Below are 24,992 nucleotides of genomic sequence, written 5' to 3' on the forward strand. Positions count from 1 at the left end.
ACTTTACCAAGCTCGGTCTCATATTTGCTGCGGTCGATGTCGGTCATTTAGTCTGGGCGAGCAGGCCACGCAGCCCACCCGCCGCCGCATCATTGGGTGGCCGTTTCGCGCAAGCTGCTCTGGCGGCGTTCGTCATGCTGGCGAAGCACCGACCGCGCGCTGTCATACAGCAATCGCGCACGCGCGCGTATATTCATCCCCTGACCGCGCAGGCGATCCATTGGCACCTCCAGCGAAAGGCAGCGATCGATCGGAATATGATCGAGCGCATCGAGCAGCGGAAATTCGCCCTGCCCTGGTGCCGTCCGGTTGAACACCGCTTCCTCAAAGGCGCGATCGGGATCCATCGAAAGCGGGCCGTCGCACAGTTGCACATAGCCGATCGCTCCCGCGGGTAGTCGCGCCAGGTCCACCGCTCCCGATCCGTTGCGGATCATGTGCAGCATATCCAGCGCCAGCGATCCATTGGCATGAGCCGCAGCGTCGATGATCTGCATCGCCTGAGACAATGTCTTGATGGAAGTAAAGGTCATGAACTCCAAGCCTGCCGAGATATTCAATCTCGCCGTGATCTCGCAGAACCGATGAAAATTTTCGGTGCTCCGCCCGAAATCCTCATCCGCGATCAGCGCTGTTGCGCGCCGCGCCCCGAGTTCAGCAGCCAACTCCAGCGCCGGAATGAAGCTCTCCACCGGTGTATCGGGGGTCAGGAAGAAAATTTCGGCATTGTAGATCTTGACGCCGGTCGACCGCAACGCCGCTTTGACTGCCGCCGCATTCTGACGCGACACCAGTGGAAAGCTGACCGATTCGTCGGTCGTATCCTGAAAGAAGGTGCAGATATTCTCGAATCCGGCATGGGCGGCAGCCTCGATCAAGCCCACTGGATCCGTTTCCTGCGCAGACAGATGGTGGAAGGACAGCTCTCTTGCCGCAGAATTCATGTGTTCTCTCCTTCGTGCGAGAGGGGAGGCACGCGCGCGCTGGTTGGCATGGGGAACGCCCCAAACCATTTCGCGTCTTTTTCCTAACCCCGCTATGTCGTATACGATATGGGTTGACTCGGGCTTCGTCAACGATAGTCTTGCATACCATCTGCGGATTGATCAGCAGTCGGGCCAAACGAGAAGCCCGGCAGGAGAGCGAAATGAGCGAGCAGACGACAGCCATTGTGCGCCGGCATCTGGATGCATGGCAGAAGGGAGACGTCGATGCGCTGCTCGCCGACTATGCCGAGGACGCCGTCATGATGACGCGCGACACAGGCGTCGTGACGGGCAAGCCCCAGATCAGGGCGCTATTCGATCATGTTTTCGCGGAGATATTCCGGCCGGAGGATACCCGCCTTGAAGTGACGGCAGAACTGGTCTCCGGCAACCATGCCCTAGTCCATTGGAAAGCGGCGACAACCACCTTCCGCACCATTGGCGCGTTCGATGCCTTTACTATCAGCGACGGCAAGATCGTCGCACAATTTGCGGGAATGTCAGCGACACCGAACGAATGAATGGCAGGCTGAAGTAAAAAAGGAGAAGCAGATGGATCTTAAACTCAAGGGCAAAAAGGTCATCGTCACCGGCGGCAGTCGCGGCATCGGCCGAGCCATATTGGAGCAATTCGCAGAAGAAGGCGCCGATCTCGCCTTTTTCTCCCGCAATGCCGAACAGGTCGCCGAAGCCAGCGCGACACTGACCGCCAAGGGCGCCAAAGTGTTCGGCGAAGTCCATGACATCAACGATCTCGAAGCCTATGGTGCCTGGCTGGCCAATGCAGCCGAAAAGCTCGGTGGCGTCGACATTTTCGTCCATAATGTCAGTTCGTCGGGTAGCGATGGTGCCAACTGGGATCTGGCGTTCAAGCTGGACGTGATGGCCGGCGTGGCGGGCTGCAACATATTGGAGCCCTATCTCGAAAAGTCGGACAGCGCCGCTGTCGTGCTGATCTCCTCTACCGCCGCGGTCGAAACCTTTATCGCGCCCAATGCCTTCAACGCCATGAAGGGGGCGCTACTGACCTATGGCAAGCAACTGTCGCAGGCCTGGGGGGCCAAGGGCATCCGCGTCAACGTCGTGACGCCCGGCCCGGTCGTCTTCCCAACCGGCAACTGGACCAAGGTGAAGGAAGCCTATCCCGACATGTATGAGGGCACGGAAAAGCAGATCGTGCTGGGCCGTCTCGGCAGGCCGGAAGAGGTGGCGAGCGCCGTCGCCTTCCTCGCAAGCCCGGTTTCATCCTTCACTACCGGCACCAACCTGGTCGTGGATGGCGGCTTCACCAAGCGCGTCCAATTCTGATGACAGGAAAGCCCGTGCCCAGCGGCTTTTTCCAGTCCGCATGGGTGGTCGAGGATATCGACCGCGCCATGCATAATTGGGTCAGCGCGGGCGTGGGGCCGTTCCATGTCGTCCGACGGGCGCAGGTGCAGGATCTGCGCTATCGTGGAGAGCCTGCGCAAGTCGATTTTTCGGTCGCCATCGCCCAATCCGGGCCGATGCAGATCGAACTCATCCAGCAGCATGACGACCACCCTTCCCACTATCGCGATGTCTATGCGCCGGGTGAAGAGGGCTTCCACCATGTCTGCCGCTATACGGCAGATTTCGACGCCGACCTTGCGGACCATGCCGCGCGCGGCGGCATCGCGGCTGTGACAGGCCGGTCGGGCGACATGCGCTTTGCCTTTCTCGACACGCGCGCCACGCTCGGCTGCATGACGGAGATTATCGAGGACAGCGCCACCATGCGCGGCTTTTTCGACCTGATAGCGCGGTCGGCGATCGATTGGGACGGGATCGACCCGATCAGGGAAGCCAATTGAAAAACCGATCAAGCCCGCAACGCCGGGCAGGGTAATGGAGAGAAACATGGACCTGGGGCTCAAGGATAAGGCGATCATCGTGCTCGGTGCGGCGACGCCCAACAATATGGCGCAATGCATAGCGCGCGCCTTCGCGCAGGAAGGCGCCAGGGTGATGGTGGCGGGGCGGAAACAGGAACCGCTACAGCAGCTGTCCGAGGAGATTGGCGGTGCATGGCATCTGTGCGACATCACGTCAAAGGCGGATGTGGAGGAGCTGGTTGACGCCACGCTCGAAAAGTTCGGGCGGCTGGACGTCGGCATCAACAGCACCGGCAACGGCCTGATGAAGCCCTTCATAGAAACGACGACCGAAGAATTGAAGATGATGTGCGATGTGCAGTTCATCGGTCCCTTCCAATTTTATCAGGCGCTGATCCGGGGCATGACCAATGGCGGGTCGATCATCCAGATCACCTCGGCGACAGCCAAGATCATGCTTGACGATCATTCACCCTATCGCGGGACCAAGGCGGGCGCGGACGAGGTGATACGGTCGATCGCCAATGAATTCGGGTGCAAGGGCATTCGCGCCAACTCGGTTGCGCCGGGCCTGACCGACTCGCCGATGGCGGCGGCGGCCTATGCGGTCCCGGCGATCATCGACCTTTTCAACCGCGAAAGCCCGATGGGGCGTACCGGCAAACCCGAGGATATCGCGGCAGCCTGCCTGTTCGTCGCATCCGATCTTTGCTTCATGACCGGCGAAACCTTCCAGGTGAACGGCGGCATCTCCTTGCGCCGCAACCCGCGCCAGCAGGAGATGATCGAAGTGACAACGGCGGCGGCGGGCTGAGGTAAGACGATGTCGACAGTTCTCAACATACCCCTGCGCTATGATGCGGTGACGCCGGAATGGATGACCGGCGCCCTACGCGGAAAATGGCCGGACGTTATCGTGAAAGACCTCAAACGGGGTCCGATCTTCGGATACAAGCAGAACAAGTTCCGTGTCCAGGTGGACTATGCCGATGGCGACGGTCCGACCCGGAACTTCATCGTCAAAGGCAATTTCCCTGGTCAGGATGATCCATCGACCGGCACGGCCTGGTCCATGGCCAGCGAGCTCCGCTCGATACGAGACGTCGCGCCGCTGGTAGCTGCTCCGTTCGCGCCCGAATGCTATCATATCGACATCAGCGAGCAGGCGTCCGCCATCGTCATGGAGGATATGAGCCCCAAGGGCGCCATATTCTTCGACGCCTTCCATACGCTGACGCTGGGTCAGGCCATGGCGTTCATGGACGCCTTCGCCCGCATGCACGCCAGCGCATGGAACAGTGACATGTTCAAGCCGGGCGGCGCGATGGGGCCGGGCACCTTCGCCGGAGAGAACCGGCAGCTGGTGAATGAAGTCTATCTGCCCAGCCTTCTGGAGGAGGAGAGTTGGCGACAGTTCGTCGAAATGCCCAGAGGCCGTGCAATCCCGCGCATGTTCCAGAAACTGGATCGGGTTCAGACGGCATGGGACGCGCTGTGGAGCCTGCTGCGACAGGCCGACATGACCGTCATCCATGGCGATGAGCATCTGGGCAATCTCTTCGTCGCCGCCGATGGCACGCCCGGCGTTATCGACTGGGTGGCGCGGCCGGAACATTGGCCGATCGGCATCGCCTATTTCATGGTCTGCGCGCTCGACATTGCCGATCGGCGGCAATGGGACCGTGCGCTGATTTCCCACTATGTCAGCCGGCTCGCATTCCATGGCGCGACCCATGTCCCCAACGTCGAGGATGCCTGGTTCCTGTATCGCTGCACCACCTTCTATCCCGTGGTGACGTGGATGAACAACAGCGCGGTCTGGCAACCGGAGGCGGTCAATACAGCAAACACCGTGCGTGCCGCGGTCGCGGCGCTCGATCATGATGCTTATGGCCTGCTTGGCCTCTGAAAATGACCGACAGAGAGGATGCAGAATGATGACCCTGGAAGAAATTTCCGCCCATCTGGAAATAAGGCAGGCGCTGGCAACCTATTCACGCGGCGTCGACCGCTGGGACGTAGATCTGCTGAAACAGGCCTATCATGCAGAATCCATGGACAATCACACGATGTTCAACGGCCCCGGCTGGGAGTTCGCCGAGTTCATCACCGATTTCTGCCGCAAGACCGGCGGTGTTAGCCAGCATCACATCACGAACATCTACATCGAACTGCATGGCGATAGCGCCAATGTCGAAACCTATTATATCGCCTATCATCAGTTGAACGATGAGGAAGCGGGAACGAGTAAGCTGCTGAACACGGGCGGCCGCTATCTCGACCGGTTTGAAAAACGCAACCGCCAATGGAAGATCGCCCAGCGCATCTGCACGATCGACTGGTCGCGTGAAAATCTGCCCGGACAATCCTGGGATGGCGCGCAGGCTTTCCCGGCGATCGGTCCTCGCGGCGTCGATCCCATGTATCCCCTGTTTGAACAGACTGTCTGACTTGCAAGGCCGGGCGAGCATGACGCCCACCTGGCTTTCCTGTGCCCCGGAGGCTTGTATGAATGTGACGGATCTCCCCGCCCGCGACTATGATGAACTGACGACGGGCTGTCCCTTTTCCACCCTGCGCCGTCTGCGGGATGAGGCCCCTCTGCTGCGACTGACCTCGGCCGATCCGAACAAGAATCTCGTCCTGTTCACCGATCCGGCCGACATTCTGGCCATCATCAACGACCCGGAAACCTTTTCCAGCACCGACCATGCGCAATCGCGCCGGTTCGACAGTGACTTCACGCCCAAGACAGCGTGCGTCTATGCCGGGCATCAGACAAACCTGAAACCTGTTCTGGTCTGGAGCGACGGCGTTGATCATCAGCGGGTACGGCGTCTGGTGCACACCGCCTTTTCCGTCCCGCGCGTCAATGCCAAGTCGCCCTATATCCAGGAATTTGTCGATGAGCTTATCAACGATTTCCAGTCTGGCGGGACGCTGGATTTCGTCGAGCGCTACGCCTTCCTCCTCCCCTCCCGCGTGATCACCCGGGAGCTTGGACTGCAACCGGCTGACGTCCCGTTGGTGCAGGACATCACCAACGCCATTTCAGCGGCGATGGATCTGGCCAGTCCGCCCGAAGTCGTCGAAGCCGCCGCCGATGTGGTCGTGCGCCTGCATGACATGCTGCGGCACCGGCTCGACAATATCGATGCGCTTCCCGAGAATTGCCTGCTGCGCGATCTCGTCACCGCCCGGATCGAGGACGCCCCGGCCCTGTCGCGGGATGAACTGCTCTGGCTCAGCACCCTGCTGCTGGCGGCGGGCGGTCACACCAGCGCGGCCATGATCGGCTGGAGCGTCTATCTGCTGGCGGAGCAGCCCGATATTCAGGCGCGGCTGCGCGCTGACCCGTCCCTGATTCCCGCCTTTGTCGAGGAGGCGTTGCGGCTGCATGGCCCCGTCCCCACCACCTATCGCACCGTGACGCGCGACACCCGCATTCGCGACGTTGAGTTGAAGAAGGGAAGCTGGGTCATCGTGCGCTGGGATTCGGTCAATCTGGATGAGCGGAAATTCCCGGAGCCGGAGACGCTGGACCTTGACCGTCCGAACATCCGGCAGCATTCGACCTTCGGCCTGGGCAAGCATTTCTGCATCGGCAATCAGTTGGCCCGGCGGGAAATGACCCTGACCCTGGAAAGCCTGTTGCGGCGCTTTTCCGATATCCGTTTTGCCAAGGATCAGGCCTCGATCGCCGTGATCCCTTCCTTTGACGGACATATGCTGGCGGAACTGCCGCTGACACTCGTGCCCGCCTGATCCTTTCGGCAACCGGAGACGGGTCGCGGGATCAGCCCGCCACCGCCGTTCTCGCGACCGCCGCACGCATGATATGTACGGGAATGGCCGACATCCGCGGCATGGCGTTGACCGTTTCGACATGCTCGACCGAGCTGATCAACGCATTGACGCCGCTCACCAGCTGCTCGCCCGGTAGCCCGCCCCAACTGTGGCTCATCGCAACCACTCCCGGTCGCATCGCGTCATCCGCTTGCGCGATGGCGACGATCTCTCCATGATCGGATCGGATCACGACCTCATCGCCTTCAGCCAGACCCAGGGCGCCCATATCCTGCGGGTTGAGGAAAATCGGTAGGACCGGGTTACGGGATCGGATCGCCTTCAGGTGCATGCCGTTCGTGTTGAACAGATCGCGCACGCGGCGGCTGGTCAGCAGGAAAGGATGATCGCGTTCGCGCAATGCCTGCTCGCCATAGGCGGATAGTTCGCCCGCGACATCGGTCGGCATGACGTCAAATTGAGCATTCTGCTGCTCCGTCACGCTCGGCCTCACCACCCAGTCGCGATGTTCAAACAGGACGCCGCTGGGCTGCTGGACCAGATCATCAAACGACACCCTCGCTCCCTTGAGCCGCAGACCCAGCAGTGCTTCAGCCTTGGGCGGCGTTACCATGTCCAGTTCCTTACCGGCAAAGCAGATGGTCTTGCCCAGCCGTTTGGCGACGGACCAATAGACATACCAATCTTCGGTGAGATCGGAGCCTTTGGGCGGTCCGATGACCGGCGGCGTGAACTGGAGCCAGTTTTCCGGCTGCAACGGATAATTGGGGATCAGCAGCGGCAGGTCGGCCCGCTCATATTGCATGCGCGGCGGCAGGATATAATGCGCGCGCTCGGCCGTGGCGGTCATATAGGGATCGACGACCACCAGCAGTTCCAGCGCGTCCAACGCTTGGGTGAAGCGCGCATTGTCGGGCACCGTAGAGGCAGGATTGGCGCCGTTCACGAACAGCGCGCGGATCTGCCCCTCGCCCGGCGTCATGATCTCTTCGGCCAACGTGCTCGTCAGCTTTTCGCCGCCGAGGCGACCGACGCCCCGGATACGGCTGGGCGGAACCTGCTCCCATGACCGGGTGGCGGGGAAGACCTGTTCGCACACATCCCGTTCAGGCGAGGTCAGATCGACGATCAGCCGGTCCCCTGCCCGGCGCAGCCGCCCGCAGATGACATTGATCACTTCGACCAGATGCTGAGTCAGGTTGGAGAAGGGGGCCATGCACGCGCCGGTCGCCGCATAGGCTCCGCCGCGCCGGTCATCGCGCGCGAACATCTCGGCGATCGCACGCAACTGGCCCTGCATGAGACCGGCCCGCGCCTCGACCCGTTCGGGCGTAAACGGATCGACCGACATCCGCAGCGCGGCCATGCGTTCCGCCCCGACGTAACGGTCGCAGAACTCCCGGTCGTTCCACCCCTCGTCAAGGATGATCCTGATCAGCCCGGCCAATATCCCGCATCTTCCCCCGGCAACGGCTGCGCGAACAGGTCGGCGAAATAGGCCGTTTCGGTCCGCCGCGGATCGATGACGATCAGCTTGAGGCCGCTGGCCTTGGCCGCCTTCAGCCGCCGCACCGGATCGGGGCCCATGACTGGCACGGTGGAATGCGACACGAGCGGGTTGGTGCCGACGAACAGCAATATGTCCGACTGGGTGATATCCTGAAGGCCCGCGCTCCAGACGCCCATGCGTTCAGCGGCCACGACCTTGGCGGATTGATCGATGGACAGGGTGGAATAGAGGCTGCTGCTGCCGATCGCCGCCAGAAAGGCATGGGTCATCGGATAGCCGGTCGAGTTGGGCGTGCCGCCATTGCCGTTGAACAGCGCCACCGCGTCCGCGCCATGGCTGTCGCTGATCCGCCGGACATGCCCGGCAATCTCGTCCAGCGCCTGTTCCAGCGCGATTTCCGCATAGCTGCCGTCGGGCATGCTCTTGAGCGGACGCAGCAGACGGGCTGGCCCGTGATGCGCTTCTTCCGCCTGCAATCCCTTGAAGCAGGCATAGCCCTTCGCCAGAGGCTGTTCCTTGTCGCCCCTTATGCTGACAATCCGATCATCCTCATCGATCGTCAGGACCATGCCGCAATGGGCATTGCAGATGCGGCAGAAAGAATGGGCGGTACGCATCGGGCAGACTTCCCCATTTATGGCTTACAAAGGCATCCCGGCTTCTTCGGCGAGATGGCGGTGCACATTCTGGACGCCGAGTTCATTCCGTCCGATGACGGATCGGAACCCTGCGGGCGCATGTTTCAGATTATTATAGCCGCCAGCGCTGACGCTATAATCCTCCGTTCCGACAACCTTCATGATCAGCTCATGCGCGGCTTCATAATGGTGCCGGTCCTCGTCCGTCGGCGCGCCATCCAGCTTGTACGTGCCGAGGATCGAAAAGCCCTTCCCCACCGTTTCGCCCGGAAAGATGCGGTGCACCGAAACGAAGCTGCCGCCCTGTTCCATCGGCTGTATGTTGATGGCGATATTGGGGAAGATATAATAGGTCGGCGAATAGGGGATCATCGGCCATTCATCTTCCGCCTTCCCCATCGTCGCCTTGTACGCATTGGGGGCGAAGGCGATGCGGTGGTTGCGGCCAAACGCATCATATTTGATCAAGTCGCCCAGATAGAGCGCGCCCACCGTCTTGGAATGCAGAAAGCCGACATGATAGCCCTCGCAATAAGTGTCGAGGGCATATTTCCAGTTGGCGTCGAAATCGAGCCGCCCCTCCGCCACCTTATGCGCATTTTCCAGCGCGAAAAGCGACACGATCGGCGCGAATTCACCCAGCATTGCCTCGACATCGATCCGCTCATCGCCCGCATGGGGCTTGACGAAGATCATGCCGCCCCATTCCCCGACCGGCACGCAGACGAGGTTGCGGCTCTCCATATGCTCCGGGTCAAAAGCGTCCTTGCGCGGCACGCCGATCAGCTTGCCTTGCAGATCGAAGGTCCAGGCATGGAACGGACAGATGAAGCGCGCATGATGGCCGCATTCATTCACCAGCTTTGCGGCGCGGTGCATGCACATGTTGAGGAAGGCGTTGACGGAGCCGTCCTTGGCCCGCACCACCATGATGGAAGGCCCGACCAGATCGAACAGCAACATGTCGCCGGGATTGGGAATATCCTTGGACAAGCCGGCCAGCATCGGCATCTTGCCGAAGATGTTTCGCTTTTCCGCTTCGTCGCGCGCTGCATCGAAATAGAAGTTGGGCGAAATCAGGCTGGAATGTTCGCCAAGGTCGGTGGACCGCGCATTGACGTGCTGCGCCAAGGCCCGGCAGACCTCGACATTTTCGTCATGGGGGGCGTCGATCCGGCTTGCGGCTTCTGCGTCCATGCTGCTCTCCATTGTCAAGCCGATCCGGCAGGCCGGCCATTATCGTCTACGATCATCCCATGCCCTGCCTGTCTGCGCAAGGGCATGGCGGTCCTCATATCACGCCGAGCGCACACATTGCGGCGTGCGTATCCCAATAGAAGGGGCGCCATTCGACGATCCGACCGTCGCGAAAGCGGAACAGCTCTACCGCCTGCCCTTCATAGGTCAGCCCCGTTGCCCGCGCGACGCCGGAAAATTTATGATAGGCGAAGACCAGGTCTCCGGCCGCGCAAAATTCATAGAAGACCACTTCTACGCTGCGCCATGCGGCGAACATGCCTGCCATCCCGGCCAGCGCCGCTTCCTTGCCGCGCATATCACCGCCATAGGGGAGCGAGGCCGCCTCGTGGAAGCTGACGTCGGGATCGAGCGCCTCGGCGAGCACTTCCATCTCCCCCCGTTCGATCCGGCGGTAGATGCCGATCAACAGGTCGCGATTGCGCCGGGCTTCTTCGGTCAGCCCCGCATCCGACGACATGTCCAGCGTTAACTGGAATTGCGCTTGGGCCGACGTGTCGCTCATAATGCCTGTGCCTCCATCCTCTATCTTGTCATTTCAGCCCATATTGACGGCTCGGGCCGACGATCAGCATCGGCCCATGAGCGAAGCCCGGTCGGCCGTTGACCTTCACGCGGGCGATCTGCTCGCGATGCACCGGACGGAGCAGGCGCCCATCGGGCATGCCGACATCCTCGGGATCGCTGAGGTCATATTGATCATATTCCTCCAGCCACTGGCCGCGCCACACGCCCAGTCCCTTTTCATCATTATAACCTGAATCGTAACCGCTGCCCTTGTACGCCCAGGCGCGGCCGATCGCCTCGACCTCGACGGTCCAACTTTGCCCATCCTCCGTGCGCAGTTCCAGGGTTCCGGCCTCATAGACCCGCTTGCCCGGAATCAGCTTATAGTCATGCCTGACGTCGACGATGTTCAGCGGGGGATGATCGCCGGTCAGACTAGTGATCTGCCCGTCCAGATAGGTGCGCTCGCCATTACCGTTTTCCTGCACCTGGAACAGGGCGCAGGTCGTATCGGTCGCCCACCACAGCACGATGATCATGTGGCCGGTATCCATGTCGGAAACGGCTTGCGACGCGGGGTCGAGCTTGCGCCCCGTGAAGGTCTCAAAACCGCCCACACCCGCGCGGACGCCCCAGCTGTGATCGCGCCAGGTGAACCAGTCCTTCACCTCGGTCTTCTCGCCATTGACGCTGATCCAGCCATTCATCTTGCCATGCTGGTCGAAGCGCATATGATCACGCACGATGCGGCCGTCGAACCGGGTGAAGTGCCGCTCTTCCAGATGCGCGGGCGCGATCGCTTCCCACTCCAGATCGTAGGCGCCGGGATAATCGCCCGGTTCCAGCGCGATGCGCAGCCGCTTCATCGGTTCGATCACCTTGTGGGACAGCGGCCCCAGCACCGTCGGCTCGACATCGGGCCAGAGCGATCGGGAATAGCGGTGATTATATTGCCGTTTCGCGCCCTGTTGGATCATCGCGAAGCCGTCCATCACATTATTATTCTTGTAGACGCCAAAGCTGGTCACAAGACCCAGATTGCCGTCGGGCGCATGACATCCGATCACGATGCGGTCGAAAAAGCGGTGATCCGAAATGGTGGTATGCGCCATCACCTCGGTCGATTGATGGAACAGCGTTTCGTCGAGAGCGGTGAGCATGTCTTTATCAAATCCTCTGTATAAAAGGCGCCGGCGGCGCCATCAGATCGGCGGGACGGCCTCGCTGGATTGCACCATGGCATATTCCCGTTCCTGCATGCGGGCGATGCAGGCGTGCACCTGGGACCGCAGTTGCTGACGCCCAGTCTCCGTCCCCAGTGCAGGCACTTCGCGGATCAATCGCGTCATGGCTTCGCGACAGGCCGCATTTTCCGACCGCAACTGGCTGGTGGATATTTCCTGCCGATCTGGGAGGTCGCCGAACAGCGCCAGAACATCGGACTCCAGCGTCAGCCCTTGTTCGGCGGCAGTCAGAAGCAGACCACGCATGTCCATCATGTCTGCGATCAGCAAATCGCGCTCCATTGCGCTCCGGTCTTGCAAATAGGTGAGCACCTGGATGCAGGCACGCAGATTGCCTGCCGCCCATCCACTTTCGACCTGAGGCAGCACATCCTCACGCAGCGCGCGCGTGACGGTGGCGATCAGTTCGCCAATCGGTGCGCTATGGTTCATCAGTCGATCCCCCGATAATAGCTGCTTTCGCGGCCCGACACCTCGGCGAAGGCCTCCACCAGATCGCGGCCGATGCAGCGCCCCACATAGCGGCCGGTAAAGGCCGTGGTCACGAGGCCGAAAGACAGCATATAGGCCTCCTTTCGCCGCCCCTCGGCCCACACGCCGTATAGATAGCAACTCCCCAGCACATGTTGCTTCAGCCAGATGAAAAAATGCGCATAGGCAAGGCGATGCGGCGACACCTCCGCTCCCACGCAGGCGGCATAATGCGCCATCACCTCATGGAAATCGGACAGCGACAGCGTGCCTTGCGAAAAGGCCAGGTCGAGCGCGCCATCGGACAGGCCGGTCAGTTCCCAGTCGCACATGGCCACGATCCTGCCGTCGCGCCACAATTCCTCACCAACGCCATTATTGCCCTTGATGATCGATATGCGCGGCGCATCCTTTGGCACATTTTCGCGCAGCCAGGCGAAAGCCTCCTCGACCATCGGGGACGCATAGGGGCGCTTCTCGCACCAGCGAGCATACCAATAGTCCAGTTCATGCAAGTTCGCTTCCGCCGGAGACGCGGGCGGATCGATAAACTGGTCAAAGCCGAGCGCCTTCCAGTCGGTGCGATGCACCAGAGCCAGCTTTTCCGCGCATTCAAAGGCGACGCGCCGGCGCAGGCGCTTACCCTCTGCATCCTGATCGTACAGGCCCGGAATTGCCGTGCTGCCTTCGACCAGACGCCGAACCATGTGCGGACGCCCTTCGGCAAAATCCTGATTTTCGTCGAACCATAACGGCTCCGGCACGGGAACGTCCGATCGCCACAACCGGCTGTAGACTTCCCACTCGTGCCGGAGCGGAAATGGACAGCCATAGCCCTCATTCGGCGGATCGACCCGCAGCGCGAAACTGTGCGATTCATCCTTGATCAACAGATCAACTAGATAGGTTTCGCGCGACGCACCGGGGAAGGTCTGTCGCATCTTGACCAACTGGACGGGGGTGCCAAGTCGTTGCGCAAGATAGTCCGTTGCGGCCTGTTCATCGATACTGTTCACGTCATCCGTCCTTGACCAAAATCATCTTTCATTGGCTGCAAAGACGCCGTCCGGCGACAATGTGACCACCGGACGGCATCCCTCCCCCCTTTTAGAACTTTGCGCCCACGGTGACTCCATAGCTTGCCGGTGGACTGGCAACCGCCGTCAACGCCAGATTGCTCACCGTTTCGACGCTCGTGCGGTAATATTTGTTGAAGACATTCTCGCCGTAGAGCGAAATGGTGTAGCGGTCCGACGGATCGGTATAGCGCAGGCTGAGATCGACCAATCCATAGGATTTTTCATCCGCAGCCGGTATCTCGATGCCGTAGACCAACTGCCGTCCGGTGTAGCTATAATCCGCGCTGGCGACGACTTTGCCGACACCATTGTCGATCAGCGTCAGGTCCGCCCCGGCGGTGCCCACCCATTTCGGCGCATAGGCGAAGCGGAAATAATTATTGTCCGTAACGACGCCCGTGCCCAGAACGTCCGCGACATAGCCCTTATACTTCGTCTTCAGATAGGCGACCGAGCCTCGCAAGGTCAAGCGGTCAACCGGTACGGCGACCGTTTCGATCTCGAACCCTTTGGTCGTCGCGCCCGGAATATTTTCCGTCAGCAGCAGCGACGCCCCACCCAGCGCCTTGACGCCCAGCGTCCTTTGCAGATTCTCATAGTCATTCCAGAACAGATCGACATTCACGCGGAGCCGCTTGTCGAGCCAGTCGGTCTTCGCACCAATCTGATAGGATTTGACGGTTTCCGGATCATAGGGTGTTGACCCGGCAAAGGTTGTCGGGAAAGGCTGCATGCCGCCGCCCCGATACCCTTCGGCATAGCGAACATAGACCAACTTGTCGTTGTCAAACTTATAGGAACTGCCGAGTTCGAGAGAGAAGTTCCGCCATTTCTTGCGCACATAGATGCGCGAGGGTGCCGACGGAACCGGTAGGCCGACATATTGCTGCGCATAGGAATTGTGTGTCTTCTTGTCCCAGGTCTGGCGACCGCCAAACGAAATACTCCACTTGTCGGTGACATGAACTTCCGCCCGTGCGAAAGCGGCCATGCTGGTCGTGACACCATGCTGGTTCTGATCAATGGAAGCGCCGCCATTCCCCGCACCGCCGAACAGGTCGATCGGCAGTGTATAATCGTGAATGCTGCGGAAATAATAAAGGACCAGCAACCAGTCTATCTTGCCATCCAGATCGGCCGAATCCGCGAACAGTCGCAACGCAATGTTTCGATTTCCACACAATCTTCCACTCCCCCTCAATTAATATATTATAATATTATTATTTTGGCAGACTGAGTTGATGAGCGGTTGTTGTAATTCTCTGCCGCACAACTTGTGTGGAAGAAATCTTCCACTTCCCATCTTCCTTTCGATAGCTGTCATGATAATGACCATCGCCCTGAAGCGTAGCCAGCCCCGAATTATTGGGCTTGTCCAAACTCCAGTAAATCCGGTCCTCGAACGCCCAAATGCCCGTCGCCGTGGTATCGCTCGTGATTTCGATTTCTGGGGCATAGCCGCGATGAATACTGCTCGATCCTTCCAGAAAATCTATTGTCCACGGAATGAACTCGTCGGCGCTGCTGCTGCCATCCAGTTCCGGAAATTCAAACCTCACATCCTGAGTGAAGCATTGGCGCCAGACATCCCAGGATCTGGAATCGATGGCGCGCCAGTAGCGGGCCTTCAACTGACGAATATCTTCAATCGCAGCAAGTTTTTCCACCTTCTCCATCAGAATCTCCCCAGAATTGAAGCCGGATTATGCGGCGATAACGGCCAGTTCCGCGTCCCACCGATCCAGAACTTCATCCGTCCGCAAGGGGAAGCGATTTTCCACTGGAAAGACGAGCGGCGCCATCTGTTCCAATTCCTCCAGCTTCCATGGGCCTTGCGCCTGACAATCACGGAACAGGACGCGTTCTTCGTCCGGCGCCGACAGCATGGCGACCCGGCGCCCTTCGACCGCGAATACATGACCATTGATATAGGACGCCGCATCGGTGCACAGATAAGTGACCCAGGGAGCGATCCCGTCAGGACCGTTCAGCCTGAGCAGATAATCGACTTCCGCCTTAGTCCGGAAGCCGCGGTCGATCCAGCGGTCGATCATCGCCTGGAAGGCCGCTGGATCCCGCGAGTCCCCCATCGCTGTCAGCGCCTCGGGATTGTAGGTATTCACTGTGATGCCATAGGGTCCGTAATCGGCCGCCATGGCACGCCCCAAGCCAAACAATGCGGCCTTGGACGTGGAATAGGCGCTGCCGCCCATCTTGCCAGTGCCTGCATAGGATGCCGCGTTGATGATGCGCCCCCACCGCTGCTGCTTCATATGCGGCAGGGCGGCGCGCGCCATATAAAATGGTGCATTGAGATTCACCGACAGCGTTCGATGCCAGGTGTCGATAGAACATCCCTCGACCGGCCCGATCGCTTCGTCGCTATAGATCGCCGCATTATTAATCAGGATATCCACCCCACCAAAGGCCGCAACGCACTCGTCCACCAGCATCTCGGCGAAGACCGGATCGTCCACCGCACCGGCAACGCCGATCGCCTGACCTCCGGCGGCGCGTATCTCTTCCACGACGTCGTCGATGGCCTGCTTGCCCGCCGCGCCGGAGCCGCGCGCGTTAATCACCACCCGCGTTCCTTCAGCCGCGAGCAGGCGCGCGATCGACCGGCCAATGCCAGAGGAAGAACCCGTTACAATGGCCCTCTTGCCTTCAAGTCTCATACTATCCCCTGCACTATAGTCTGCCGTCCGTTGCCAGCGCGGCCATTATTCACACGGCTTGGTTCAAAATGATCTGCGCCTGTTCGCCGGCTGCAGCAGGCAGAGGACGGACGCCGGCGATATATTCGTCGATCACATCGTGGAAATGGAGCAGCCGCCGCTCTTCATTAGCGAGATAAGAGCCCTTATACCCCTTCGACATGAAGCCCAATTGCTGAGCCTGCATGATTCCGCTGTCCTGCTCCACGACCGGGCCGAGGCTGCGTTCGCCATAGTCGAACACTTGGTGGACGACCTCCTCATTCGCACGCACCGGCCCGCCCGGCGTGCCGATAATGGCTGTCGGCTCTTCAGGCTCCATGGCGTAGAACCAGTTATCGAACAGCGACTGCGCGGGATCGCTCGCATGCGGGCGAACGCGCAGGAAATGAATGCCGTCCGCCGTGATCGTCATGGAAATATTGGGGAAGATCGAATAGCGACAATAATCCGTCAGCTGTTCGTCGGATAGCTGGCGATAATGATCGCGGCCCTTTTCAAGTCCCACCTTCCGCTTCCGCTGCTGCAACGCTTCACGAATTTCCGCTTCCCGGCCGACAAACTGCTGCGGATCAAGGCCGCAATCCCGCAATATCCCCTGCAGAGACTCTACAAGTTCATGGTTTTGCGCGAGCGGCGCGTCGATCGTCCGACGGAGACGACTGGCCACCGTTCCGCCCCGCGGTTGAGCGTAACAATGCCCTTGCGCGAAAGCGATTTCGGTCATGTGCCGGTAATTATCCTCCACGACCCATGCCGCCTGCGGATGCACGGTCTGGACATGATAGGATTCGGTGAAATTATCCTGCACAACCTTCCAGTTGCAGGACATTCGGGCCGTAAGCGCCAGATACCGCTTCATGTTCGCCAGGGGATAGGCGGACCAGCGATCCCATACAGGGCCCAGAAAATCGCGCAGGCTGCCGCAATCCGGGTCCATATTGGCCCAGATGAAACCGGCAAAAGTTTCACAGGCAATCTCGGCCAGCCCGATTTTGCCGCACAGATCGCCCGACATGAAATTTTCTCGGTCGGGCGCCGAAGCCAGCTTCCCATCAATGTCGAACCGCCAGGCGTGATAAGAACAGACGAACCGGTCGCTGCTGCCCCAGTCATGGGAAACCAACCGGTTCCCCCGATGCGGGCAGACATTGTAAAAGGCGCGGATGGTCCCGTCGTCCTGGCGCACCATGATGATGGACTCAGGACCGACAGGCTCCACCTGATAATCGCCGGGCTCGGGAATCTGATCCTCGCGACCGAGCAGAAGCCAGACTTTGGCCCACATGCGCTCCATCTCGACATCCGCGAAGGCGGCCGAGGTATAGCGCTCGCCAGGCAAGGGACGATCCGACATAGAGTGCCGGTGCGCCTGTTTCAACAGCGGCAGTTCTGCCACGCCCGCCCGATTAGCGTGCTGCATGGATCCTCTCCTCCGACTCTCATTCAATGTCCGGATTTGAGTACTAAAATCGCATAATGATGGCCCACGTCAAGCTACAATCGTACACGATTTTACACATACACGTATACGTATTGAACGTGGGGATGCACTCACTGCTTCGGCGTCGCCTTATCCATCATGCGGTAGGCATCGCGGTATATGACCATCTGAATATCGCCATGCCCCTTGGCCTTGCGGCCTTCACACTCCCATTCGAATAGCACGAAATGCGCCGCCATATTGGGCCAGGCCATGACCGGCGTCGAGGAAATCGCCTTTCCGGTAATGACATAGTCGCGGCCGTTAGTGGCCGTGATGACCGTGCGCACCGCCATCGGCGCAATCCCGTCCGGGCCTCGCGTCGTCTGCTGATCTACATGGGCCACGCCATGAGTTTCGCCATTCTCGTAGATATAGCCCCACAGGCAGTTATTGTCGTCGCCATTGCCGGAGAAGTTGTCACCCCATTCAGGATGATAACGCCGGCTGTCGAAGCTGCAGTGGTGAAAAGCGAAATCATCATCGAACACACCTACCGTCCAGTTGAGCGGCGGTGTCTTGCGGATGACTTCGCTGCGCGCTTCATTCCACGACCGATCGCGGGTGTGATAGCCATCGATCTTGAACCGCTCGCCCGAAAGGACCAGCTCACCGCTCGTCTTCATGGCCTGCGTGATATGCCCGCCATTGTAACGGCAAGCGGGTGGCATGATCGCTTTCAGGTGTAGATCAAGGCTGGTTTCATAAGGCGGATCGTCGAATGTGATATGAAATTCTTCCAGCGGCTTGATCATCCTGACGGTCACGCCGTTGGCATAGGTGCAGTTTGTGATGTCATCCGGCAAAGGCATGACACTGCGGTAATCGGAATAGTCACATGCGACCTGATTGCCATTCTGACCACGCCAGATGATCAGGCCACCATAAGTGACCGACAAGGCCGGATGGTGCCAATAATAGATGATGCAATCGATGCCATGTTCCGGAATATTGAAGCCGAACATGCTGGTTTCCGTCCACTCGTAATGAGCACCCTCCGGGACGGGCTGGATCCATTCCTCTTCGGGACGCATCACGGAAAAATGATTTTCCCGCCCTTCCGCGGAGTAATTTTGATAACCAATGTCACTGCTTACCTTCATTTCCTTTGCCATCATACTCTCCTTGACCATATGTATCCGCAGCCGCGAAACCGGCGGCGGCTGAAATGTCCCGGACGAAGCCCTGCACTTGTCGACCATGTCCTGATGATTACGCGCACGCGGCCCCGAATCAGAAACCGCCGGCGCCGACGCCCCTCTCTTGAAAACGACCACCTGCAGCGCCGCAGCGGAATTGTTCCAGTTCTTTTCGATAGCTAGCACACCTTACGCGACCTATCTTCATTAGTCAATATTCGTATACGATAATCTATCGATCGATTTTACCACCCATCTCCAAATATTGTCATAACAATATGAGATATATTGATTTTCTTTAAATTTCGGCACACCTTCTTTAAATCCGCATACTAAGACTCCAGAATATGTTTGACCGCGACCGTGTGATTTGCGACTTGCACGTATAAGCCAACAGGATCGCAGGAGAGTCTTATGAAGCTCAGGCCTGGCATCGCCACGCTGTTTGTTGGATCACTCCTTTCCGGCACAGCCCTGGCTGCGCCCGCGAAGGACGATGGCGAACAGATACGCCATGCGCTTACGTCAGGATGCGCGGCATTTGCCAATGGAGACCGGATTGGCGCAGTCGCCCCTTTCCTGAAGTCAGCGGAATTCCTCGAATATGACTTCAGTCCACCGCGCTCCAAAAATTATAAGGAGCATAAGAGGGAAGTCGAGGGCTTCTTTGAAATCCTGACGGGCAAGTCCATCTGCGAATATCTTGAAATCACTCCCGTCATCCTGTCACCGGACAGCGCCTATTCAACCGCGCTGATGCGCTTTGCCGGCCAGTTCAAGGATGGGCGCGTCATCGACGTCACGTTTCGGAGCACCGACGTCTGGCGGAAGATCGACGGGACATGGCGCATCGTGCACGAACACAACTCCTTTCCGGTCAACCCTTTTACCGGGAAGGCTGACCTGACATCATCACCGGCTTCGCAGTGAGGGTCAAATATTCGGGTGAATGGCAATGATGACGATATCTCCTTCCTTTCGCGTCGGGGTGGTTTTCCCCCAGCTTGAAATTGAGGCCGAGGCAGCGGCCATCCGGGATTTCGGGATAGCGGTCGAAGCGATGGGCTATCGCCACATCATTGCCTATGATCATGTGGTCGGCGCGAATATTCGCGACCGCCCCGACTGGAACATGCCCTATACGCATGAAAGTGCGTTCCATGAGCCATTAACGCTCTTTTCCTATCTGGCAGCCTGCACACGCAAAATCCTGCTATCGACAGGCGTCATCATCCTTCCCCAGCGACAAACCGTCCTCCTCGCCAAACAGGCGGCCAATGTGGACATTTTTTCGGGCGGCAGGCTGCGCCTGGGGGTCGGCCTGGGCTGGAATGAAGTGGAATATGAGGCGCTTGGCCTTCCCTTCGCCGATCGTGGCGAGCGCATGGATGCCCAGATCGCGCTTCTGCGAAGGCTCTGGACGGAAGAGTCGCTCACCGTCGCGGACCAGCATCACCATATCAGCGACGCAGGCCTCTGTCCGCTGCCGATACAGCGCCCCATTCCGATCTGGATCGGCGGCATCGGCCCGGCCGCCCTCCGACGCGTGGCCACCCTGGGCGATGGATGGCTACCCGCATTCGAGGCGGAACTGGCCGAAGAGAAGGTAGAGCTATTCCGTGATGCCCTGACCCATGCAGGAAGACCGGATGACAGCGTCCAAATGGAGAATATCATCTTCCTGGGCAATACGATCGGTGGCCCTATGCGAGGAGCCGATGACGCCGTGAAGGATGCTGAAATCTGGCGTCATGCCGGCGCCGCGGGGGTGGCGATCCACAGCATGGGCATGGGCCTGAAAGGCGTAGAGCAGCATCTGCGGCTGTTCGAGAACATTGCCGGAATGATGGGGATGCCGTCGCGCCCGGCTTCAGATTGACAGCGGACGACCGTCCATCCTGGAGCGCTCGACAAAGCCTCGATCCACGCGATAATCATTCAGCACCTTGCGCGCCTGCTTCAGCAGAATCTTGATCGCCTTACCTTCATCGCCATTCTTGATGGCCTGCGCCATCTGAAGATATTTGGGCGCCCCCGCATTGATTGCGCGGTGCCCCAGGATCATCACGACCGAGCGGGTATAATGATTCATCCGAGTCCGGCTGGCCACATCGGCAAGATAGCGGTTGCCGCAGGAGCGGATGATATGCGCATGGAAGCGGTTGATTTCGCGCATGGTTGCCGCGGCATCCATGCCCTTGCCCCTTTGTTCGATGCGCCGTGCGATTCCGATCAAATCGTCGGCCAGTTCCTCGTGCGCGCCTTCGACGACAAGCCGTTCCATGGCACAGGCCGACATCCATGTAAGTAGTTCAAATCGTTCTAGAATTTCGTCCGGTTCCACGAGACGCACGCGGGCGCTCCGGTTCGGCACCAACTCCAATATGCCCTCACCCGCCAGAATGCGGATGGCCTCCCGGACCGGGACTCGCCCAATGGAAAGGGCGGCGCCGACTTCCGGTTCGCTGATTGCGTCACCTGGGCGCAGCAATCCCCGGCCGATCAACGCATCGATATGCTGGATGGCCTGTACTACAAGCGCGCTCGAACCGGTCTTCTTGCCGGCCCCACCCCGCCCCTCCGACGTTTCTTCCGCTACCGCTCCGATCATCTGCTTTCCAATATACCTTACAATCAACCCTGTACCACGGGCTTTATGAGAAATCACCACAGTAATTTGTATACGATACAGCTTCCGTCGAATACGAAATTCGTTGACATACATGGTCAGTAACGCAACAATATGTTGGCGCACAATAACATGATGGGAGAGGGACCGATTCACCTCGGCCACCCCCCCTCTTATGACGCCTGCCAGGGGACCGAAATAGAGATGACAAGCCATCTGATCCTCGAAGAGCGCCCGGAAGGCGGGATTGCTCGAGTGATCCTGAATCGCCCCGAGGCACGTAACGCCCAGAATCTGCCGCTGCTCTATGCGCTGGACGACGCTTTTTCGCGTGCGATGGCCGATCCAGCGGTGCGAGTCGTCCTTTTGGAGGCGGCGGGACCGGATTTTTCATCCGGCCATGACCTGCGCCAGTCCCTCGACATGGCGGAAGGTGCATCTTTCCGCGGTGCCTCTCACAATGATCTGGTGCATGAGCCCAACGGCCTTGGTTATATGGCGCGTGAGGAAGAAGTGTATCTCGGCCTCTGCCGCAAATGGCGCGACCTGCCCAAGCCGACGATTGCTGCCGTGCAGGGTCGCTGCATCGCGGGGGGGCTGATGCTGGCCTGGGTGTGCGACCTGATCGTCGCGGCCGAGGATGCGCTGTTCATCGACCCCGTCGTGGCGATGGGCGTCAGCGGCGTTGAGTGGTTTGCGCACCCCTGGGAACTGGGGGCGCGCAAGGCGAAGGAAATGCTGTTCACCGGTGATGCCATCGATGCGCGGGAAGCGCTGTCGCGCGGCATGGTCAATCATGTCGTGCCACGCCACTCCCTGTCCGACTTCGCCCTGGATATGGCCCGGCGCATCGCGACCAGGCCGCCCCATGCGCTCGCTGCCGTCAAGAAGGCGGTCAACGAAACTCTGGACATCCAGGGACAGCGCACCGCCATCGAGCTGGCGTTCCGCATCCATCACCTGACCCATTATCACAATATGCAACAGCATGGCATGCTGGGCGATCCATCGGGGACGCCCGGCGCCAAGCCCGTTCTTCCCAGGAAATGAGCAGAAATAATAATGAGTAACGACCTGATCCTCAGCCCGTCGGACGAATATTTCACGCACCAGATTCCGTTGCCCCATCATGTGGTGGGAACCAGTGATCCGAATTGGCGGGAACGCTACTGGTTTTCCATTCACGACACACAGGCGCAGGATTTTGTCCTTTCGGCCGGCTTTGGCAAATACCCCAATCGTGATGTGATGGACGGCTTTGCCATCGCGGCCAAGGGCGACACGCAGCGCAACCTGCGCTGTTCGCGCCAACTGACGCCCCATTTCCATGATGTGGCCGTCGGGCCATTTTCGGTCGAGGTGATCAAGCCGCTGGAATTGCTGCGGCTCAAACTGGACCCCAATGATAGCGGCATCGCCTATGACCTGACCTGGGAAGCATCGGCGCCGCCCGCGCTGGAAGGCCGGCATTTCGAGATCAATCGTAACCGCGTGAGCCATGACCTGGTCCGCTATGTTCAGACGGGCCGCCTAAACGGCGAGGTGACTTTTGGCGACGAGCGCTTAACCGTAACGCCGGATCGCTGGTGGGGCGTGCGCGATCACAGCTGGGGCATGCGGCCGATGTCCGCCGTGCCCGGCGACCCGCCGGTGGCGTCGGTCCAGTGGAACTTCCTCGGCTTTATCCCGATCCAGTTTCCGAGCTTCTCGATCCACGTCTATCTGTTTGAATCCCAACCCGGACGCCCCACGCACCTGTCCGCATCGATCATGCGCCCCACCGGTGCCGAAGTTCATGACGATGAGATCCGCGGTGTCACGCACGATTTCGAGTGGGTCCACGACGCACCGATCCAGACGCTGGTCGGCGGCCGCATCACCATCGACTTCTTCGACAAGCCCGCGCTAGAAATCGATGTCAGGGCATGCCCCGGCCGCGCCTTCCTGAAGGGCGGCGGCTATGGCAGCACGCAGGGCAAATGGTTCGGCGAAAGCCATGCCGAACAGGAAAAATATGACCTGACGGACAAGGCTCTGTTACGGGATTATAATTCCCATTCCAGCGATCATCTGATCGAGGCACGCTGCAATGGCGAAACCGGCTATGGCATCATCGAATATATGATCCGACGCGGTTATGGCAAATATGCCGAAGCGCACCGCTCCCGGAAAGCCTGACATGGACGAACGGGAAATCATCGACGGCATCGCAACGCTGGCACGCAGCAATGGCGTGTCGGGTCCGGTGGAGATCAAGGCGCTCAAACGCGTCCGGGGCGGCAATTCATCGGAAATCTGGGCGTTCGACGGCAACTGGTCGGAAAATGGCGCGTACGTCGCTCGCCCGCTCATCCTGCGCAGCGGCGCGGACAATGAATTTTCCTTTGGCGGACGCGATATGGAATATCGGGTACTCAAGGCGCTCGAGCGTTCGGACGTCAAGGTGCCGCGCATCTACTGGTTCGATCCGGCAGGAACGCATTTCGGTCGCCAGACGATGGTTATGGAACGCAGCCCCGGCATCGCCGAGCGGCTGGTGATGACCGACCGGAACGGACTGGGCCTGGATCAGTCGGCCCGTGTCGCACTGGGCCAGGAAATCATCGATCTGCTGGGCCGCATTCACGCCTTCGAGGCAGCGCCGGGCGAACTGGATAGTCCCACCGATCAGGCGCATCCCGCCGCCGACCGCCTGCGCGCGCATGATCAGGCGATCGAAAAGCTTGAACTGGAGCCGATGGTCGAATTGCGCATTGCCTCATGGTGGCTCTGGAAGAACCTACCGCCGCCGCCTGAACGGCTGACGATCGTGCATGGCGACTATCGACCGGCCAACATGCTGGTCGAAAAGGGTCGCGTCACCGCCATTTTGGACTGGGAATTTACCAGTCTGGGCGATCCGCTTGAGGACCTTGGATGGTATCTCACGCCCTACTATGCGAAGGAACATCTGATCCCCGGCGCCTTGTCCTATGACGATGTCATAGCACGCTACGAGCAGGCGACCGGAACGGTGGTAAACCGGGCCGCCGTCCGCTTCTGGGGTGTCTTCGCGATCTACAAGCTCGCCTACATGACCATCGCGGCCCTGCGCTGGATGGCGGAGGGCGATGCCAGCCGCATGACCAGTTCGGGCCGTTTCATCTTGAAACCGCTACTGGCGGCGATCGCCGACGCAACCAGTGACAATCGCAGCGAGGACGGTGCGCGATGAGACCGACCCCGGAAGAAATCATCGCCAGCGCGCGCACCCTGATGAAAGATCATGTCGCGCCCGAACTTTCATCGGAAGCGCAGGCCCATTTCCGCAGGGTCATGTCCGCCTTGAGAAACGGCCGCTGGAACGAGACCGCCTTCGACCTTTTGCATGAGAATGAAGCTCTGGCGGCTTTGATCCACGCCTGCCTTGACCAGCACGGCAGGAGCCTGCCTGAATCGCTGATCGGCCAGTTGCGCTCGGCGTCAGAAAGACAGGCAGCGGGCACGCCGCGCAGCTTCGCCGAAGCCAATGCCGTCAATCACGCTCTGCGGAAGGCCCTGACCGGGCTGATCGAGGCGATGCGCGACGGGCAAGTCCCAGATGATGCGGCGCTGGGCAGTCTTATCGTCGCCGTGTCGCTCGGCTTGCAGGACAGGCCGCAACCGGATGACGTCCAGAAAGAAAGATGAATT

Annotated in this window: 27 protein-coding genes; 13 read left to right on the forward strand and 14 right to left on the reverse strand. The window is 59.6% G+C overall.

Features of this window, described 5'->3' with window-relative positions:
• Window positions 1–89 precede the first annotated feature (89 nt).
• Window positions 90–944, reverse strand: coding sequence for a sugar phosphate isomerase/epimerase family protein (locus DM806_RS22135; protein WP_179045325.1), 855 nt, complete (start codon window positions 942–944; stop codon window positions 90–92).
• 203 nt (window positions 945–1,147) lie between these two features.
• Between DM806_RS22135 and DM806_RS22140 the strand changes: the two genes are divergently transcribed.
• The 7 genes from DM806_RS22140 to DM806_RS22170 are packed head-to-tail and all read left to right on the forward strand — an operon-like array spanning window position 1,148 to window position 6,604.
• Entirely contained in the window at window positions 1,148–1,507 is a 360-nt protein-coding gene (locus tag DM806_RS22140; RefSeq protein ID WP_179045326.1) for a nuclear transport factor 2 family protein, read from the forward strand.
• 31 nt (window positions 1,508–1,538) lie between these two features.
• The gene (locus tag DM806_RS22145; RefSeq protein WP_179045327.1) at window positions 1,539–2,294 is read left to right on the forward strand and encodes an SDR family NAD(P)-dependent oxidoreductase; all 756 of its coding nucleotides are present in this window, start codon (window positions 1,539–1,541) and stop codon (window positions 2,292–2,294) included.
• 14 nt (window positions 2,295–2,308) lie between these two features.
• Window positions 2,309–2,818 carry a VOC family protein gene (locus DM806_RS22150; protein ID WP_372859705.1) on the forward strand — a complete coding sequence of 170 codons (510 nt, stop codon included), beginning with the start codon at window positions 2,309–2,311 and terminating at the stop codon, window positions 2,816–2,818.
• 46 nt (window positions 2,819–2,864) lie between these two features.
• The gene (locus tag DM806_RS22155) at window positions 2,865–3,653 is read left to right on the forward strand and encodes an SDR family oxidoreductase (RefSeq protein WP_256869433.1); all 789 of its coding nucleotides are present in this window, start codon (window positions 2,865–2,867) and stop codon (window positions 3,651–3,653) included.
• 9 nt (window positions 3,654–3,662) lie between these two features.
• On the forward strand, window positions 3,663–4,748 hold the full coding sequence (locus tag DM806_RS22160; RefSeq protein WP_179045330.1) for a phosphotransferase: 1,086 nt from the start codon (window positions 3,663–3,665) through the stop codon (window positions 4,746–4,748).
• A 28-nt stretch (window positions 4,749–4,776) separates the two neighbouring features.
• On the forward strand, window positions 4,777–5,289 hold the full coding sequence (locus DM806_RS22165) for a nuclear transport factor 2 family protein (RefSeq protein ID WP_179045331.1): 513 nt from the start codon (window positions 4,777–4,779) through the stop codon (window positions 5,287–5,289).
• A gap of 58 nt (window positions 5,290–5,347) precedes the next feature.
• Window positions 5,348–6,604, forward strand: coding sequence for a cytochrome P450 (locus DM806_RS22170; protein WP_179045332.1), 1,257 nt, complete (start codon window positions 5,348–5,350; stop codon window positions 6,602–6,604).
• A gap of 31 nt (window positions 6,605–6,635) precedes the next feature.
• On the opposite strand, the gene DM806_RS22175 is transcribed toward DM806_RS22170, so the two are convergent.
• The 12 genes from DM806_RS22175 to DM806_RS22230 all read right to left on the reverse strand — a co-directional run bounded on the left by DM806_RS22175 (window position 6,636) and on the right by DM806_RS22230 (window position 18,877).
• A complete protein-coding gene (locus tag DM806_RS22175) occupies window positions 6,636–8,093 on the reverse strand; it encodes a molybdopterin dinucleotide binding domain-containing protein (RefSeq protein ID WP_179045333.1) in 1,458 nt (485 codons plus the stop codon).
• Window positions 8,081–8,773 (reverse strand): molybdopterin-dependent oxidoreductase, encoded by a 693-nt coding sequence (locus DM806_RS22180; RefSeq protein WP_179045334.1) that lies wholly within the window; start codon window positions 8,771–8,773, stop codon window positions 8,081–8,083. The genes DM806_RS22175 and DM806_RS22180 overlap by 13 nt, the downstream gene beginning before the upstream one ends.
• Before the next feature lie 24 nt (window positions 8,774–8,797).
• Window positions 8,798–9,991 carry an aromatic ring-hydroxylating oxygenase subunit alpha gene (locus tag DM806_RS22185; protein WP_179045335.1) on the reverse strand — a complete coding sequence of 398 codons (1,194 nt, stop codon included), beginning with the start codon at window positions 9,989–9,991 and terminating at the stop codon, window positions 8,798–8,800.
• A 94-nt stretch (window positions 9,992–10,085) separates the two neighbouring features.
• Entirely contained in the window at window positions 10,086–10,556 is a 471-nt protein-coding gene (locus DM806_RS22190; RefSeq protein ID WP_179045336.1) for a nuclear transport factor 2 family protein, read from the reverse strand.
• A 28-nt stretch (window positions 10,557–10,584) separates the two neighbouring features.
• Complete coding sequence (locus DM806_RS22195; protein ID WP_179045337.1) at window positions 10,585–11,718, reverse strand: hypothetical protein; 1,134 nt, start codon at window positions 11,716–11,718, stop codon at window positions 10,585–10,587.
• Between the two features lie 42 nt (window positions 11,719–11,760).
• Entirely contained in the window at window positions 11,761–12,234 is a 474-nt protein-coding gene (locus DM806_RS22200) for a hypothetical protein (protein ID WP_179045338.1), read from the reverse strand.
• Window positions 12,234–13,289, reverse strand: coding sequence for a phosphotransferase family protein (locus tag DM806_RS22205; RefSeq protein WP_179045339.1), 1,056 nt, complete (start codon window positions 13,287–13,289; stop codon window positions 12,234–12,236). The genes DM806_RS22200 and DM806_RS22205 overlap by 1 nt, the downstream gene beginning before the upstream one ends.
• A 91-nt stretch (window positions 13,290–13,380) precedes the next feature.
• Window positions 13,381–14,511, reverse strand: a complete 1,131-nt coding sequence (locus tag DM806_RS22210) for a TonB-dependent receptor (protein WP_179045340.1) — start codon at window positions 14,509–14,511, stop codon at window positions 13,381–13,383.
• A gap of 61 nt (window positions 14,512–14,572) precedes the next feature.
• Window positions 14,573–15,028 carry a nuclear transport factor 2 family protein gene (locus DM806_RS22215; RefSeq protein ID WP_179045341.1) on the reverse strand — a complete coding sequence of 152 codons (456 nt, stop codon included), beginning with the start codon at window positions 15,026–15,028 and terminating at the stop codon, window positions 14,573–14,575.
• Window positions 15,029–15,055: 27 nt separating this feature from the next.
• Window positions 15,056–16,030, reverse strand: a complete 975-nt coding sequence (locus DM806_RS22220) for an SDR family NAD(P)-dependent oxidoreductase (protein WP_179045342.1) — start codon at window positions 16,028–16,030, stop codon at window positions 15,056–15,058.
• Between the two features lie 49 nt (window positions 16,031–16,079).
• Window positions 16,080–17,492 carry an aromatic ring-hydroxylating oxygenase subunit alpha gene (locus tag DM806_RS22225; protein ID WP_179045343.1) on the reverse strand — a complete coding sequence of 471 codons (1,413 nt, stop codon included), beginning with the start codon at window positions 17,490–17,492 and terminating at the stop codon, window positions 16,080–16,082.
• 131 nt (window positions 17,493–17,623) lie between these two features.
• Window positions 17,624–18,877, reverse strand: a complete 1,254-nt coding sequence (locus tag DM806_RS22230) for a DUF7064 domain-containing protein (RefSeq protein WP_179045344.1) — start codon at window positions 18,875–18,877, stop codon at window positions 17,624–17,626.
• A 228-nt stretch (window positions 18,878–19,105) separates the two neighbouring features.
• On the opposite strand from DM806_RS22230, the gene DM806_RS22235 reads away from it, so the two are divergent.
• Both DM806_RS22235 and DM806_RS22240 read left to right on the forward strand, forming a co-directional pair.
• Window positions 19,106–19,621: a YybH family protein gene (locus tag DM806_RS22235; RefSeq protein ID WP_179045345.1), complete on the forward strand. Its 516-nt coding sequence runs from the start codon at window positions 19,106–19,108 to the stop codon at window positions 19,619–19,621.
• A gap of 25 nt (window positions 19,622–19,646) precedes the next feature.
• Window positions 19,647–20,570 carry an LLM class F420-dependent oxidoreductase gene (locus DM806_RS22240; RefSeq protein ID WP_218647612.1) on the forward strand — a complete coding sequence of 308 codons (924 nt, stop codon included), beginning with the start codon at window positions 19,647–19,649 and terminating at the stop codon, window positions 20,568–20,570.
• Here DM806_RS22240 and DM806_RS22245 read toward each other — a convergent pair.
• A complete protein-coding gene (locus tag DM806_RS22245; RefSeq protein ID WP_179045346.1) occupies window positions 20,562–21,485 on the reverse strand; it encodes a GntR family transcriptional regulator in 924 nt (307 codons plus the stop codon). The genes DM806_RS22240 and DM806_RS22245 overlap by 9 nt on opposite strands.
• 39 nt (window positions 21,486–21,524) lie before the next feature.
• Between DM806_RS22245 and DM806_RS22250 the strand changes: the two genes are divergently transcribed.
• Genes DM806_RS22250 through DM806_RS22265 form a run of 4 tightly spaced genes read left to right on the forward strand, consistent with a single transcriptional unit; the run spans window position 21,525 to window position 24,989 of the window.
• Window positions 21,525–22,370 (forward strand): enoyl-CoA hydratase, encoded by an 846-nt coding sequence (locus tag DM806_RS22250; RefSeq protein WP_179045347.1) that lies wholly within the window; start codon window positions 21,525–21,527, stop codon window positions 22,368–22,370.
• 12 nt (window positions 22,371–22,382) lie between these two features.
• Complete coding sequence (locus DM806_RS22255) at window positions 22,383–23,498, forward strand: hypothetical protein (protein WP_179045348.1); 1,116 nt, start codon at window positions 22,383–22,385, stop codon at window positions 23,496–23,498.
• Between the two features lies 1 nt (window position 23,499).
• The gene (locus DM806_RS22260) at window positions 23,500–24,534 is read left to right on the forward strand and encodes a phosphotransferase family protein (RefSeq protein ID WP_179045349.1); all 1,035 of its coding nucleotides are present in this window, start codon (window positions 23,500–23,502) and stop codon (window positions 24,532–24,534) included.
• Window positions 24,531–24,989: a hypothetical protein gene (locus tag DM806_RS22265; RefSeq protein ID WP_179045350.1), complete on the forward strand. Its 459-nt coding sequence runs from the start codon at window positions 24,531–24,533 to the stop codon at window positions 24,987–24,989. The genes DM806_RS22260 and DM806_RS22265 overlap by 4 nt, the downstream gene beginning before the upstream one ends.
• Window positions 24,990–24,992 lie beyond the last annotated feature (3 nt).

This window comes from Sphingobium lactosutens, assembly GCF_013393185.1.
In the GTDB taxonomy this organism is placed as follows: Bacteria; Pseudomonadota; Alphaproteobacteria; order Sphingomonadales; family Sphingomonadaceae; genus Sphingobium; species Sphingobium lactosutens_A.

Excerpts from the sequence above, each read along its gene's own strand:
- DM806_RS22190 (WP_179045336.1), bottom strand. The coding sequence starts at position 10,556 with ATGAGCGACACGTCGGCCCAAGCGCAATTCCAGTTAACGCTGGACATG.
- DM806_RS22220 (WP_179045342.1), bottom strand. The coding sequence starts at position 16,030 with ATGAGACTTGAAGGCAAGAGGGCCATTGTAACGGGTTCTTCCTCTGGC.
- DM806_RS22180 (WP_179045334.1), bottom strand. The coding sequence starts at position 8,773 with ATGCGTACCGCCCATTCTTTCTGCCGCATCTGCAATGCCCATTGCGGC.
- DM806_RS22195 (WP_179045337.1), bottom strand. The coding sequence starts at position 11,718 with ATGCTCACCGCTCTCGACGAAACGCTGTTCCATCAATCGACCGAGGTG.
- DM806_RS22260 (WP_179045349.1), top strand. The coding sequence starts at position 23,500 with ATGGACGAACGGGAAATCATCGACGGCATCGCAACGCTGGCACGCAGC.
- DM806_RS22225 (WP_179045343.1), bottom strand. The coding sequence starts at position 17,492 with ATGCAGCACGCTAATCGGGCGGGCGTGGCAGAACTGCCGCTGTTGAAA.
- DM806_RS22155 (WP_256869433.1), top strand. The coding sequence starts at position 2,865 with ATGGACCTGGGGCTCAAGGATAAGGCGATCATCGTGCTCGGTGCGGCG.
- DM806_RS22235 (WP_179045345.1), top strand. The coding sequence starts at position 19,106 with ATGAAGCTCAGGCCTGGCATCGCCACGCTGTTTGTTGGATCACTCCTT.
- DM806_RS22265 (WP_179045350.1), top strand. The coding sequence starts at position 24,531 with ATGAGACCGACCCCGGAAGAAATCATCGCCAGCGCGCGCACCCTGATG.
- DM806_RS22160 (WP_179045330.1), top strand. The coding sequence starts at position 3,663 with ATGTCGACAGTTCTCAACATACCCCTGCGCTATGATGCGGTGACGCCG.
- DM806_RS22145 (WP_179045327.1), top strand. The coding sequence starts at position 1,539 with ATGGATCTTAAACTCAAGGGCAAAAAGGTCATCGTCACCGGCGGCAGT.
- DM806_RS22240 (WP_218647612.1), top strand. The coding sequence starts at position 19,647 with ATGATGACGATATCTCCTTCCTTTCGCGTCGGGGTGGTTTTCCCCCAG.
- DM806_RS22170 (WP_179045332.1), top strand. The coding sequence starts at position 5,348 with ATGAATGTGACGGATCTCCCCGCCCGCGACTATGATGAACTGACGACG.
- DM806_RS22135 (WP_179045325.1), bottom strand. The coding sequence starts at position 944 with ATGAATTCTGCGGCAAGAGAGCTGTCCTTCCACCATCTGTCTGCGCAG.
- DM806_RS22250 (WP_179045347.1), top strand. The coding sequence starts at position 21,525 with ATGACAAGCCATCTGATCCTCGAAGAGCGCCCGGAAGGCGGGATTGCT.
- DM806_RS22140 (WP_179045326.1), top strand. The coding sequence starts at position 1,148 with ATGAGCGAGCAGACGACAGCCATTGTGCGCCGGCATCTGGATGCATGG.
- DM806_RS22165 (WP_179045331.1), top strand. The coding sequence starts at position 4,777 with ATGACCCTGGAAGAAATTTCCGCCCATCTGGAAATAAGGCAGGCGCTG.
- DM806_RS22185 (WP_179045335.1), bottom strand. The coding sequence starts at position 9,991 with ATGGACGCAGAAGCCGCAAGCCGGATCGACGCCCCCCATGACGAAAAT.
- DM806_RS22255 (WP_179045348.1), top strand. The coding sequence starts at position 22,383 with ATGAGTAACGACCTGATCCTCAGCCCGTCGGACGAATATTTCACGCAC.
- DM806_RS22215 (WP_179045341.1), bottom strand. The coding sequence starts at position 15,028 with ATGGAGAAGGTGGAAAAACTTGCTGCGATTGAAGATATTCGTCAGTTG.
- DM806_RS22200 (WP_179045338.1), bottom strand. The coding sequence starts at position 12,234 with ATGAACCATAGCGCACCGATTGGCGAACTGATCGCCACCGTCACGCGC.